The sequence below is a fragment of the Rhodococcus baikonurensis genome (assembly GCF_040489275.1).
Taxonomy (GTDB): domain Bacteria; phylum Actinomycetota; class Actinomycetes; order Mycobacteriales; family Mycobacteriaceae; genus Rhodococcus_F; species Rhodococcus_F baikonurensis.
In genome coordinates this window covers 237,562-250,423 of the sequence record NZ_JBEUOQ010000008.1, presented here as the reverse complement: position 1 = coordinate 250,423, position 12,862 = coordinate 237,562, and the positions used below count along the sequence as shown (strand labels likewise).

Sequence of the window (12,862 nt, the reverse complement as noted above, 5' to 3'; positions counted from 1 at the left end):
CGATTACCGGCCTGTTTCTACCCGGATTCGGCCCGAAAACATCGCCGAAAGGTCACAGCTTGCTCTTGCCTTGGTGACAATTCGCAGTCATTTTTCGGAAATTTCCGATTCGGTTACTACTTTCGTGCTCACGTCGGCTACTGTCTGGCGGCCCAGGTCGTTCAACTGGGCATCGGCAGGACGCCGAAATGACAACCAAATGAGGCGCAGATCACGTTCTTGGAAGGAACTTCCGGGCACTAATTCCAGTCCTGCAGCGTTATGCAGCGACAGGGAATGATCTGGATGCCACGGCGGTTTCCATGCGCATCAAGGATCTACCGGATTCTCGGCGCACACGGGACCGGGATACACGAAGAGGATGGGGTAGACGAGATGGCAACTGACTACGACGCACCGAGGCGTACAGAGTCCGACGAGGTTTCGGAGGACTCGCTCGAGGAGCTGAAGGCGCGACGCAACGAAGCGCAGTCAGCCGTCGTCGACATCGACGAGACGGACACCGCGGAGTCCTTCGAGCTGCCGGGTGCCGACCTTTCCGGCGAGGAACTCTCGGTTCGAGTGGTTCCGAAGCAGGCAGACGAGTTCACATGTTCGAGCTGCTTCCTGGTTCATCACCGCAGCCGCCTGGCCAGTGATGCCAACGGACAGCTCGTGTGCATGGACTGCGCTGCCTGATCTCCCTTCCCGGTGGTCGACCCGTCAGCTCGAGGGTCGACCAAGGGTCGGGTAGTACTGCTTTGCTGTGACCGCGCTGGTCAGCGATCCAGCGCAGCCAGCAGATCAGCGGGACGACGTGTGCTCACCAACCAGTACGGCGTGGGATCCTCCGGGTCGTCGAGCACGATCAACACCATTGTCTTGACCCAGGGGCGATGTTGGACGAACGCCGACGGATCGAGTTGGCGCCCCATCGCCGCACTCTTCGCGGATGCCGGCACTGCTGCCGCCCGCGAAATCAGTTCGACCGGCAGGTGGGCTCTACCCACGTGCAGTTCTTTCACCCCTGCTGTCTCGACCACCTCGACGCGCATCCGGCTGAGCCAGAATGCCGCCCAGATCGGGATGGGGAGCAGCACGACGTAGGCCAGGTACGAGAGAAGCCCCGGGCGGCCCATGTGGACCTCGGCCGCGAGGAGTCCGGCTACGGCCAGCCCGGCGATCCACCACCAGATCGGCACCCACAGGCGCTCGGAGTACAGCGTCGTGGACGGGGGCGTTGTGGTGGCGACGTCAGGTCGAGATGTTTCGGGCACCTGTCAAGGATAGTCCGTCGCTACGAGTAGTCTTGGCCCACGTGAGCGACCATCTCTCCATCGCCTTGAAGCGACTGGATCCAGACCTGCCCGTTCCACAGCGTGCGCATCCCGGAGATGCGGGTGTGGATCTGTGCTCCACCAGCGACGTCACCATCGAACCCGGCCATAGAACACTGGTCGGAACGGGGATCGCGATCGCGTTGCCGGTGGGCACCGTCGGGTTGATCCATCCGCGTTCCGGACTCGCCGCCAAATCGGGACTGTCGATCGTGAATGCGCCCGGAACCGTGGACGCGGGATACCGGGGCGAACTCAAGGTCTGCTTGATCAATCTCGATCCGGCCACAGCCATCGACATCCGCCGCGGTGACCGAATCGCTCAGCTCGTGGTTCAACGAGTCGAACTCCCTGTTTTCGAGGAAGTCGAGTCGCTGGACGACACGACCAGAGGAACCGGAGGCTACGGTTCCAGCGGCGGTCACGCGATACTCGATACCGATGCGCCTGGCGCGGTAGTCGGAGAGGGAGTCTGAATCATGTTCGGACGCAAGAAGAAGACAGACGTCGACGAGGAACCCACCAGCTTCTTCGGTGACGAGAACGACGAGTCGGTGGAGGTCGACGAGGTCGACGACGATCTCGATGCCGCCGGCGACGAGTTCGGTGACGAATCGGAAGGCCCCTACGACATCTCGGAGATCGATTCCGACGATCCGACGGCAGGCCGTGACGGTCAGCGCCTGGATCTCGGATCCGTTCTGGTGCCGATGCCGACCGGCGGACAGTTGCAGGTCGAGATGGCGCCCAACGGTTCGCCGCAGGCCGTGCACCTGGTCACCGAGCACGGTCGCGTCACCGTAGCCGCTTACGCCGCCCCGAAATCACCCGGTCAGTGGCGAGAGGTCGTGGCTGAGCTCGCGCAGTCGCTTCGCGACGACAATTCCGCGGTGAGCGTCGAGAACGGGCCGTGGGGCCGGGAACTGGCTGCTGTGACGGCCAACATGGACCTGCGGTTCATCGGCGTCGACGGTCCGCGGTGGATGGTGCGCTGCGTCGTCGCGGGTCCGAGCGGATCCACAGCCGCGAACGCCCCGCTGGTCGCAATCGCACGCGACATCCTGCGCGACACCGTCGTCAACCGAGGATCGGAGCCGCATCCGGTGCGGACACCGCTGCCCGTCGTGCTCCCGCAGGTACTCGCCGAGCAGTTGGCCGCCGCACACGAGCAGCAGCTGGCGGCAGCTCAGCAGCAGCAGGTCGCCGCCCAGCAGCAACAGCAGGCAGCTCCACCCGCTCCGCCGGCGCGACCGACCCCGCCGCCTCGTAGCGGCGAATCCGGTTCTGCCATGCAGCAATTGGGTCAGTAACAGAGTTTTCTTCAGGCGCTCGCGGTGGTATCGGATTCGATCGCCGCGAGCGCTTTGATGCAGGTGGCCCCCAGAACAGCGGGATCGCGCCCGATCATGTCGAGCGTCGTCGTGGCCACTGCGCCGCGGGGCAGTGCCGCCGCCCAGCTTTGCGCTACCGCCGCGGGATGAACCGGATCGTCCACCGCTGACGCAATGCCGACCGGAACGCCCACCGCCCGTAGCTCGCTCTCGCCGAGCGAGTGGTACGACGCAGCCTCGTCGAGTGCTGCCGGGAGATCGGGCCACTGCGAGCGCCAGGAGCGCTCGAGTTCGGCTCCGAGCCATGCCGGACTCGACGCGAGCATTGCCGCGATCACCGCCTCCAAACCTTCGGAGCGCAGTTGCCCTGCGGTGAACTTCGCGCTCGCCGCAGCGGGTGCGTCGTCCGCCGACCCGATCCAGGCCGGAAGCGCTGCCAACACGCTCGCGGTTCGATCGGGGTTCGCGGCGGCCCACTGGAGCGCAACGGCCGCCCCGATCGAGACCCCTCCGACGATGATTCGGCCGTACGTGTCCGCGGCGCTGTTCATCGCGTCCAGGTAGCCGTCCACGACACGCCGAGGGTCCGGTTCAATTGCGACGATGCGCACACCCAGAGCCGCCAGCGGCGCCCGGAATGCGCGGTCCGCGAAGTGGGCGTCAGAGCCTGTACCTGGGAGAACGACGGCAACGGTCGCCGATTCTGAGTTCTGCATCTTTTGATCTTGCCCGGTGCCCCCGAGACGCGGACTGACCGGTGTGGTTACACGCTCGTAATGGGTCTACAGTGGCGATCACACAGCCCTTCACGTGACGCGAAACCCTTGCGTCACACATGTTCGCAGGAGCGCGCAATGGCACCCGCCGCCGCAGGATATTTTCGTCGACTGACCCAGCGTCTGACCGAGGACGTCGACCAGTTGGACGCCCAGGAAATGGCCGAGTCCAACAAGGCTTCCGGAGGTCAGAAGGCGTGCGATTGTCGTCGCGGTGAAGAAGTCACGATGGTGGGCCGACTCCGCAGCGTCGACGCGTGTCCCAAGTCGGGAAATGCCAGTATCGAGGCCGAGTTCTTCGACGGCACCGAGGTGATCAATCTCGTCTGGATCGGGCGTCGCCGGATCCCGGGTATCGAGACCGGTAAGACCCTGCTGATCCGCGGTCGTGTGGGCGAGCGTGACGGTCGCAAGGCGATCTTCAACCCTTACTACGAACTGCGCGGCGAATAGGCGCGTTTCCCGCATTTACCGTGCAACTCGGTGACTGTGGCACCCTCGACAGGTGACTGAAACACAACAGCGATCGGTAATAGACCAACTCGGCGGGCTGAGTGGTCTGATCTATTCGTCTTTGCCGATTCTGATTTTTGTCCCGGTCAACAGCATCTGGAACCTCACTGCGGCAATCTGGGCCGCATTGGGCGTCGCTGTCGCTATCGCGGCCTGGCGACTCTTTCGCAAGGATTCCCTCCAACCCGCTATTTCCGGGTTTCTCGGAGTCGGAGTTTCCGCGTTCATCGCCTATCGCACCGGCGATGCCAAGGGATATTTCCTCTTCGGTATCTACACGAGCCTCGCCTACGGTGCGGTCTTCCTGATTTCCATCCTCGTGCGCTGGCCACTCGTCGGAATCATCTGGGGCTATCTCAACGGGCACGGCAATCTCTGGCGCAAGCACAGCTCCGCCGTCCGCCTCTACGACATCGCGACGGCGGCGTGGGCACTGGTCTTCGGTGCGCGGTATCTCGTGCAGTCACAGCTCTACGACACCGACCACACCGGATGGCTCGCAGTCGCCCGCATCGGTATGGGGTGGCCACTGACCGGTTTGGTGCTGCTCGTGACGGTCTGGGCGGTGCGTAAGGCCGATCGCATCGTCGAGCCGGAACCTGTTGTGGGGCCCGAAGGCAGCGAGCCCACCACAACGGACGAAGGGTCCGAAGAGGTGGGCTCGGTGAATCCGACGAAGCCGCGCGAAGACCGCGATCTCAGCTGATCAGGTCCTGGTACTCGGGGTGCTTGTCGAGAAACTTCACGACGTACGGGCAGACCGGGTGAACCTTGAGGCCGCGCGCGCGTAGGTCGTCCAAGGCTTGGCGGACGAGAACCCCGGCCAACCCGAAACCTTCGAAGGCCGGGTAGATCTCGGTGTGGTTGAACGAGACGACGTCTCCGGACGTGGTGTAGTCCTCGATGCCGGCGAGGTCGCCGTCAGCATGGATCTCGTACCGGCTCTGGCTTGGATTGTCGGTGACTACGGTGTTTTCGGGTGCCTGTGCCATGAGTTTCCCTTTCGTGTCGGTGTGCTCGTGTCAGTTTTCGAGACGGAGTGCTACGCGCAACTGATCCTCGGCGTCGACGGCCGCAACGAAGAGCAGTTCATCCCCGCCTTCGATGGGATCGTCCATCTGCGGGACGATCACGCGTCCGCCACGCAGAATGGTGACCAGTGCGCAATCTCGCGGCAGTTCGAGTTTCTTGACGGCCTTGCCGGCGAGCGGTGTGTTGTCGGGCAACGTGATCTCGACGAGGTTGGCCTGTCCCTGCCGCAGCGTCATCAGTTTGACCAGGTCACCGACGGAGACGGCTTCTTCGACGAGCGAAGCGAGCATCCGTGGTGTCGAGACGGCGACGTCTACGCCCCACGACTCGTCGAAGAGCCATTCGTTGCGGGGATCGTTGACGCGGGCGACAACTCGGCGAACACCGAACTCGGTTTTCGCGAGCAGACTGAGAACCAGGTTGGCCTTGTCGTCTCCGGTCGCGGCGATCACGACTTCGTACGACTCCATCGACGCGTCCTCGAGCCGGCTGAGTTCGCAGGCGTCCGCATGTACCCACTTCGCCTCGGGCACCGACTCCGGTTCGATGTGATCGAGCTTGCGTTCGATCAGCATGACGTCGTGTGAGCTTCGAATCAGCTCACGCGCAATGGAGCGGCCTACGGCGCCGGCTCCGGCGATGGCGACCTTCATCGAGAACTTCCAATCACGTTGTAGTGCAACACAGTCGCAGATTTGTTGTGAGGGACGGCGTGCGGTTCAGTCATCTGCGGCCTCCCTCAGTCGTCGCTCGGCGGTGGGTTGCCGGCCAGCGCGACAGCTTCGGCGACGGTTCCCGATACGGCCGCGATGTAGACCTGGTCGTCGGCTTGGATGACGGTCTTGCGATCGGGGAGAACGCCGGTCCCGAAGCGGATGACGAAGGCGACTCGCGAACTGGTCGCGCTCTCGAGGAGGGAGATCGGCTTTCCGGCCCAATCCTCGTGCAGGGCAAGTTCGGTGATGGCAACGGTGCCCGAAGGATCGCGCCACTTCGCGGTCTGGCTTTCCTTGGTCAGCGTGTGCAGGAAACGATCCGTCGACCACGGCACGGTGGCGACCGTGGGGATGCCGAGCCGCTCGTAGACGGCGGCACGCTTGGCGTCGTAGATACGTGCGACGACGCGCTCGACGCCGAACGTCTCGCGCGCGACGCGTGCTGCGATGATGTTGGAATTGTCTCCCGAGGACACCGCGGCAAAGGCGTCCGCGCGCTCGATGCCTGCCCGGACCAGCACGTCACGGTCGAACCCCATTCCCAGAACCTTGGTTCCCGGGAAGTCGAGATCGAGACGCAGAAACGCACTCTGATCGCGGTCGATGACGGCGACCTCGTGTCCGATCCTGGTCAGAGATGCGGCGAGGGACGAACCCACCCGACCGCACCCCATGATGACGACATACACGCCCTACTCCGTTCATGGACCCTCATGGCGCGATTGCACGCCGAATCGAACGGTACAGCCCCTCACGGGAAGAGCAAGTACAACGGTCGCCTGCGTGCCGGTTGTCACGACAAAAGGTGAAGTTGGGGCGCTGATGACTCCGAATCGGGCGAGACGGCTTACGCTTTGCACGTGTCTAAGCTCTCGACCGCTACCAAGCGGCTCCTGCTCGGTCGGCCGTTCCGAAGCGACAAACTCGGGCACACGCTGCTACCCAAGCGAATTGCACTACCGGTCTTCGCGTCCGACGCGATGTCATCCGTCGCGTACGCCCCCGAAGAAATCTTCCTGGTTCTCTCCGTCGCGGGTATTTCCGCGTACGCGTACACGCCCTGGATCGGATTGTCCGTAGCCATCGTCATGGCTGTGGTGGTGGCGAGTTACCGCCAGAACGTCCACGCCTACCCGTCCGGTGGCGGCGACTACGAGGTCGCAACGGTCAACCTGGGCCCGACCGCCGGTCTGACCGTCGGTAGTGCGCTGATGGTCGACTACGTGCTGACGGTCGCGGTGTCGATATCGTCGGCGGCGTCGAACATCGGTTCGGCTCTGCCGTTCGTCGCGCAGCACAAGGTGCTGTTCGCGGTCGCCGCGATCGTGTTGCTGACCGCGGTCAACCTTCGCGGTATCCGTGAATCCGGCACGGCGTTCGCGATTCCGACGTACGCGTTCATCGTCGGTATGTTCCTGATGCTCGGGTGGGGATTCTTCCGGATCTACGTCCTGGGTGAGGACGTGCACGCGGAATCGTCGTCGTTCACGCTGAACGCCGAAGACTCGCATCTGTACGGAATTGCCTTCGCGTTCCTGATAGCTCGCGCATTTTCCTCGGGCTGTGCCGCCCTGACCGGCGTCGAGGCCATCAGCAACGGCGTACCGGCGTTCCAGAAGCCGAAGTCGCGCAACGCCGCCACGACCTTGCTGCTGCTCGGGTCGATCGCCATCGTCCTGCTGATGGGCATCATCATCCTGGCTCAGAAGATCGGCATCGTCTACGCCCATAACCCGCAGGAACAGCTGGTCGGAGCCCCGGAGGGCTACCACCAGAAGACCTTGATCGCGCAGATCGCCGAAGCCGTGTTCAGTGGTTTCCCGATCGGATTCTTCTTCATGGCGATCGTCACGGCACTGATCTTGGTTCTGGCCGCAAACACCGCGTTCAACGGATTCCCGGTACTCGGATCGATCCTGGCGCAGGATCGGTACCTACCGCGTCAGCTGCACACCCGCGGCGACCGGTTGGCGTTCAGCAACGGAATTCTCTTCCTCTCCGGTGCCGCTATCGCATTCGTCGTGGTGTTCGGGGCCGAGGTCACCAAGCTCATCCAGCTGTACATCGTCGGCGTCTTCGTCTCGTTCGTGCTCAGCCAGACCGGCATGATCAAGCACTGGACTCGGCATCTGAAGTCCGAGACCGACAAGTCTCAGCGCGCCCGCATGCAGCGTTCGCGAGTGATCAATTCGATCGGTCTGGCAATGACCGCCACAGTCTTGATCATCGTTCTGATCACCAAGTTCGCGGCCGGCGCGTGGATCGCCATCGTCGCGATGGTCGCGATCTTCATCGTGATGAAGATGATCCGCAAGCACTACGACAGCGTCGCGGCCGAGCTCGAGGAGCAGGAGTGGGACGGTGTGCTGCCCAGCCGCACGCACTCGATCGTGCTCGTCTCGAAGCTGCACATGCCGACCATGCGAGCTCTCGCCTACGCGCGAGCCACGCGACCGGACACCCTCGAAGCCATCACGGTCAACGTCGACGAGCCAGACACCCGTGCACTTGTGCGTGAGTGGGAGAAGAGCGACGTGACGGTTCCGCTCAAGGTGATCGAATCGCCGTACCGCGAAATCACCAAGCCGGTTCTCGACTACGTCAAGCGTGTACGACGCGATGCCCCGCGTGACGTCGTCACCGTGTTCATCCCCGAGTACGTTGTCGGACACTGGTGGGAGCAGATCCTGCACAACCAGAGTGCGCTCCGCCTCAAGAGCCGCCTGCTCTTCCAGCCCGGCGTGATGGTGACGAGCGTTCCGTGGCAGCTGAGTTCGTCGGCCAAGGCGAAGCCGCTCGACATCGAGAAGACCGCAGGCGCCACGCGTCGCGGTTACGACACCGGCGAGAAATGATCACCCGCGAGAAATGATCGGCAACATCGAAATGGCAGGCGTAGTTCGTTGAGTGAGAATTGGACCGGGCAGACCTTCGAGGTCGATCTGGGCAACCCCGGTCACGGCGGGTTCGTCGTCGCCCGGCACGAGGGGCGGGTCGTGTTCGTCCGTCACGGTTTACCGGGGGAGCGGGCGCTGGTCCGGGTGACCGAGGACAAGGGCGGATCGTTCTGCCGCGCCGACGCTATCGCCGTTCTCGACGCATCTCCGCATCGCATCGATCCGACCTGCCCGATCTCCGGCCCGGGCGGGGCAGGCTGCTGCGACTACTCGCACGCGGATCTGAGCGTCCAACGTGAGATGAAGACCTCGGTCGTGCGGGAGCAGCTTCTGCGACTCGCTCGCGTCGAATCGGACGTCGAGGTGGAGGAACTGCCCGGAACCGGAGACGGAACGGGTTGGCGCACGCGAGTCCGGTTGGCGGTGGACGGGCACGGCGTCGCCGGATACCACGCGTACCGCAGCAGCCGGATCGTCACCGACTTGCGGTGCACTCAGATCGATCAGAGCGCCTACGACGGTCTCGGCGGCCAGCAATGGACGCCGGGCAGTGAGCTGCAGGTCGTTCTCGACGCCACCGGCGAGCGGCACGTCGTGGAAATCGCCGCGCCCGCTGTGTCCAAGACGGGACGACGGACTCCGGGGCGTCGCGGCGCCATGGCACGCCGAGCGGCAAGCGGCGGTCCGCGAAAGACCCGCGTGGCCATCGGGTCGGACACAGTGATCGAGCGCGTCGGCAATCGAGAATGGGCGTTGTCCGCCACGGGTTTCTGGCAGGCCCATCGCAGTGCTGCGAACGCGTACTCACAGGTGGTCGGAGATTGGGCCGGAGCCGCTACCGACGACACGGCCTGGGATCTCTACGGCGGAGTCGGGGTTTTCGCAGCTGTGCTCGCCGACCTTGTCGGGCCGTCCGGGGTCGTGGAGTCCGTCGAATCCTCGGCGCGAGCAGTCTCCGACGGACGGGAAGCGCTCTCGGATCTCGGTCAGGTGCGCTTCCACAGTGCACGAGTCGAGAACGTTCTCCCGGATCTGGAGCGATCGCCTGCCGTCATCGTGCTCGATCCACCACGGGCGGGGGCGGGTCGTCCGGTCGTCGAAGCGCTCGCCGCAACCGGCGCCGAGCGGATAGTGCACATCGGCTGTGACCCCGCGTCGTTCGGTCGCGATATCGGTCTCTACCTGGAGCAGGGCTTCGGAATCGGCGGCCTCCGGGCGTTCGACGCCTTCCCGCAGACTCACCACATGGAGTGCATCGCGCTCCTCGAACGCTGACGCGTACCGAATTCTTTCCCCGAACGGGTGTGACGCTTCTCGCGTTCACAACAGTTGCTTGCATTACGCAACTAATCGTATAGTTTCGTTCTGCAAGTAGTTTTCCGTTTTCAAGTCACGGCTCGTTCGGGCCACTCGAATTCAGGGGTAGGCAATGTCGGTACAGCCGGAGACGGCCCAGGCGCTCGTCGACACGATCTTCATGTTCGGCAGATCGCTGCGAGCCGCGGTCACCACCGGCGCAGACAGCCTGCTGCCGCCTGCACTGGTCAGCGTGTTGTTCATGCTGGCAGCGCGGGGGGAGTGCCGACAGAACGAATTGGCTGTCGATCTGTGTGTCAGTCAGTCGTCGCTCAGCCGACAAATGTCGGATCTGGTCGACGCGGGGTATGTCGAGAGAAATCCCGATCCGGCTGACAAACGGGCGTTCCGCATCCGAGTATCGGAAGAGGGACACGACGTTTTAAGGAAAACCACGCAGCGGCGTGCGGCGCGTTTGCGCAACATGCTCGAAGACTGGAGCCAGGAAGAGGCCATGGCCGCAGTGACATCGCTGCAACGTCTCAACGAGACGTTCGGCGCATCGAATCGGCAGGCCTCACCGGCAGTTCCGCACACGGGCGTAGAAAGTATTGGGAGATAAGGCACATGGCAGCAACAGTTGGAGAAACCCGGGCAAGTACCGGAGGTGACGGATCGCCCCGCGAAGCGGCCGCGATGACTCACCGCGAAATCCTCGAGGCACTCACCGGCCTCATCGCAGCGCTGTTCACCGCGCTGCTCAGCAGCACCATCGTTTCGACCGCGCTTCCCACGATCATCGGCGAATTGCACGGAACGCAGACTCAGTACGCCTGGATCATCACCACGGCACTGCTCGCCACCGCGGCATCGACGCCGATCTGGGGCAAGCTGGCCGACCTGTACAACAAGAAGGTCCTGGTCCAGACCGCGATCGTCATCTTCGTGATCGGTTCCGTCATCGCCGGCGCGGCACACAACGTTCCGTTGCTGCTCGGTGCACGTGTCATCCAGGGCATCGGTATGGGTGGCCTGACCGCACTCGTCGTCGCCATCATCGGCACGATCATCCCGCCGCGAGATCGCGGTCGCTATTCCGGATACATGGGTGCGGCCATGGCCGTCTCGATGTCCGGCGGACCGATCCTCGGCGGCGTACTCGTGGACACTGCCGGCTGGCGCTGGTGCTTCTACGTGTGTGTCCCGTTGGCAGTCATCGCACTGTTCCTGCTTCAGCGCACACTGCACGTCGAGACCGTGAAGAAGGACAACGTCTCCATCGACTGGATGGGCGCCACCCTGCTCACCGCCGGTGTCAGCGTCCTGCTGATCTGGGTGTCGTTTGCCGGCCAGGACGACTACTACGCCTGGTTCTCGAAGGAATCTGCCTTCTTCGTCATCGGTGGTCTGGCCCTGCTCGGCCTGACGATGTTCGTCGAATCCAAGGTCAAGGATCCGATCCTGCCGATCAAGATCATCACCGAGCGCACCACGGCTCTCGCCATCATCGCCTCGATCGCCGTCGGTGTCGGCCTCTTCGGCGCGACGACCTTCCTGACGCAGTACTTCCAGACCGCACGCGGATTCGATCCCACCGAAGCCGGATTGCTCACCATCCCGATGGTCGCCGGTATGCTCGTCGCTTCCGTCGGCTCGGGACAGTTGATCACCAAGTTCGGCCAGTGGAAGCCCTTCATCGTCGCCGGCGCAGTCCTGCTGCTTGTCGGTTTCGGACTGCTGTCGACGATCGACCACGCCACCAGCCTCTGGACCATCGGAATCTTCATCGCCATCGTCGGTCTTGGTACCGGCATGTTGATGCAGAACATCGTGCTCGCGGTGCAGAACACGGTCAGCGTCGAGAACATCGGTGCGGCCAGCAGTATCGTGGCGTTCTTCCGCACCTTCGGCGGCGCGATCGGTGTTTCGGTGCTCGGGTCCATCCTTGCGACCCGCGTCAAGACACTGACAGTCGATTCGGTGTCCACCTTGCCGCCCGAGCAGCAGGCGGTTGCCGGAAAGAGCCTGCAGGACGGCCTGGATCTGAGCAACATGCCTGACTTCGTCTCGCAGATCGTCCGGTTCGCTTACGGCGACGCAACAGGACGGATCTTCCTGGTCGCAGCCGTAGTCGCGGTGGTCACGCTCGTGTCGGTCATCTTCATTCCGAACCGTCCGCTGCGCACCACGATCGACCTGGCAACCCCCGACGCAGAGCAGAAGTTCGAGGAAGAGCGCGAAGAGAAGAACCTCACTCGCTGATCCGCATGCCCGGCTGGTCTACTGCCGGCTGCGTCTTCTGAATTACTTCTGTCACGCCATAGCCCATCGAACGCGGACCGAGATCGATTCTTCGATCTCGCCGCGTTCGACGGCTAGCGGGGCGGAATTCGCTTTCATCGCCGCGACACGCCCGCGCATCGGCGCGATCTGGTCGAAGTCCTCGAGCACCTCGAGGACTTCGACCAGATCTTTGTCTGCGAGGTCTGCGAACTGCCTGGCCTTCGATTCGGCTGCCGTCCACGCCAACTCGCGTGCTCTTGTCGCCAGATCGCTGCGATCGTCGAGATCGAACTCCAGTCCGTCCAGCCGGATCGCATCGCCGCCCACCGATACACATGCTGCGATGACGGCTGCAGGTGAGTTCGCCGCTGCCGGCTCCAGTTCTCGCAGGACGACTCGAAAAGTTGTCGAGGCCGTGAATCCCGTTGTCTCCTGGCGGCCTCCGTCACTCCAATGAGTTTGCGGATGGACGCTCAGTCCGGCGGTGGTGAGGTCCGCTCCGCGTACGCCGCGCGAGTGCAGGGTCTCGGTCAGAGCGCTGGACAGCCGCGCGACGGCGTCGAAAGCGTCGGAAACGGCTGTCTGTGTCACCGATACTCCGATCGTCAGCCGCACGATGTCGGGAACAGCTGTAGCAGTGGCGGTTCCGGTGACCGTGACAGTGGACGGCTCCGAGGTGAGGGCGGTGGTCGGCATGTGTAC

General features: G+C 63.5%; 15 protein-coding genes. 9 read left to right on the top strand and 6 right to left on the bottom strand.

The features are described 5' to 3' along the window. Positions 1 to 375: 375 nt before the first annotated feature. The gene (locus ABWI03_RS20330; protein WP_003942593.1) at positions 376 to 678 is read left to right on the top strand and encodes a DUF4193 domain-containing protein; all 303 of its coding nucleotides are present in this window, start codon (positions 376 to 378) and stop codon (positions 676 to 678) included. Positions 679 to 758: 80 nt separating this feature from the next. Here the strand turns inward: ABWI03_RS20330 and ABWI03_RS20325 are convergent, their stop codons facing one another. Next, complete coding sequence (locus ABWI03_RS20325) at positions 759 to 1,256, bottom strand: DUF3093 domain-containing protein (protein ID WP_075833062.1); 498 nt, start codon at positions 1,254 to 1,256, stop codon at positions 759 to 761. Positions 1,257 to 1,297: 41 nt separating this feature from the next. Between ABWI03_RS20325 and dut the strand changes: the two genes are divergently transcribed. Further along, positions 1,298 to 1,792: a dUTP diphosphatase gene (dut, locus tag ABWI03_RS20320; protein WP_003942635.1), complete on the top strand. Its 495-nt coding sequence runs from the start codon at positions 1,298 to 1,300 to the stop codon at positions 1,790 to 1,792. A gap of 3 nt (positions 1,793 to 1,795) precedes the next feature. Then, positions 1,796 to 2,626 carry a DUF3710 domain-containing protein gene (locus tag ABWI03_RS20315; protein WP_298781495.1) on the top strand — a complete coding sequence of 277 codons (831 nt, stop codon included), beginning with the start codon at positions 1,796 to 1,798 and terminating at the stop codon, positions 2,624 to 2,626. Between the two features lie 11 nt (positions 2,627 to 2,637). Here the strand turns inward: ABWI03_RS20315 and ABWI03_RS20310 are convergent, their stop codons facing one another. Then, a complete protein-coding gene (locus ABWI03_RS20310) occupies positions 2,638 to 3,363 on the bottom strand; it encodes an alpha/beta fold hydrolase (protein WP_200315051.1) in 726 nt (241 codons plus the stop codon). 138 nt (positions 3,364 to 3,501) lie between these two features. Between ABWI03_RS20310 and ABWI03_RS20305 the strand changes: the two genes are divergently transcribed. Both ABWI03_RS20305 and ABWI03_RS20300 read left to right on the top strand, forming a co-directional pair. Further along, entirely contained in the window at positions 3,502 to 3,876 is a 375-nt protein-coding gene (locus tag ABWI03_RS20305) for an OB-fold nucleic acid binding domain-containing protein (protein ID WP_003942613.1), read from the top strand. 52 nt (positions 3,877 to 3,928) lie between these two features. Then, entirely contained in the window at positions 3,929 to 4,642 is a 714-nt protein-coding gene (locus ABWI03_RS20300; protein WP_095970531.1) for a DUF3159 domain-containing protein, read from the top strand. Here the strand turns inward: ABWI03_RS20300 and ABWI03_RS20295 are convergent. The 3 genes from ABWI03_RS20295 to ABWI03_RS20285 form a co-directional block, all read right to left on the bottom strand. Further along, the gene (locus tag ABWI03_RS20295; protein ID WP_095970530.1) at positions 4,635 to 4,928 is read right to left on the bottom strand and encodes a GNAT family N-acetyltransferase; all 294 of its coding nucleotides are present in this window, start codon (positions 4,926 to 4,928) and stop codon (positions 4,635 to 4,637) included. The genes ABWI03_RS20300 and ABWI03_RS20295 overlap by 8 nt on opposite strands. A gap of 30 nt (positions 4,929 to 4,958) precedes the next feature. Beyond that, the gene (locus tag ABWI03_RS20290) at positions 4,959 to 5,621 is read right to left on the bottom strand and encodes a potassium channel family protein (RefSeq protein WP_003942632.1); all 663 of its coding nucleotides are present in this window, start codon (positions 5,619 to 5,621) and stop codon (positions 4,959 to 4,961) included. Positions 5,622 to 5,707: 86 nt separating this feature from the next. Continuing rightward, a complete protein-coding gene (locus ABWI03_RS20285; RefSeq protein WP_095970529.1) occupies positions 5,708 to 6,373 on the bottom strand; it encodes a potassium channel family protein in 666 nt (221 codons plus the stop codon). Positions 6,374 to 6,544: 171 nt separating this feature from the next. Between ABWI03_RS20285 and ABWI03_RS20280 the strand changes: the two genes are divergently transcribed. From ABWI03_RS20280 to ABWI03_RS20265, 4 genes are all read left to right on the top strand, one after another. Continuing rightward, positions 6,545 to 8,539 carry an APC family permease gene (locus ABWI03_RS20280; protein ID WP_095970528.1) on the top strand — a complete coding sequence of 665 codons (1,995 nt, stop codon included), beginning with the start codon at positions 6,545 to 6,547 and terminating at the stop codon, positions 8,537 to 8,539. A gap of 48 nt (positions 8,540 to 8,587) precedes the next feature. After that, positions 8,588 to 9,856, top strand: a complete 1,269-nt coding sequence (locus tag ABWI03_RS20275; RefSeq protein WP_298781503.1) for a class I SAM-dependent RNA methyltransferase — start codon at positions 8,588 to 8,590, stop codon at positions 9,854 to 9,856. Positions 9,857 to 10,010: 154 nt separating this feature from the next. Further along, positions 10,011 to 10,499 (top strand): MarR family winged helix-turn-helix transcriptional regulator, encoded by a 489-nt coding sequence (locus tag ABWI03_RS20270; protein WP_095970526.1) that lies wholly within the window; start codon positions 10,011 to 10,013, stop codon positions 10,497 to 10,499. 5 nt (positions 10,500 to 10,504) lie between these two features. After that, positions 10,505 to 12,139 carry an MDR family MFS transporter gene (locus tag ABWI03_RS20265; protein ID WP_185564972.1) on the top strand — a complete coding sequence of 545 codons (1,635 nt, stop codon included), beginning with the start codon at positions 10,505 to 10,507 and terminating at the stop codon, positions 12,137 to 12,139. A 51-nt stretch (positions 12,140 to 12,190) separates the two neighbouring features. Here the strand turns inward: ABWI03_RS20265 and ABWI03_RS20260 are convergent, their stop codons facing one another. Continuing rightward, the gene (locus ABWI03_RS20260; RefSeq protein WP_298781507.1) at positions 12,191 to 12,856 is read right to left on the bottom strand and encodes an SIMPL domain-containing protein; all 666 of its coding nucleotides are present in this window, start codon (positions 12,854 to 12,856) and stop codon (positions 12,191 to 12,193) included. Positions 12,857 to 12,862: the final 6 nt, after the last annotated feature.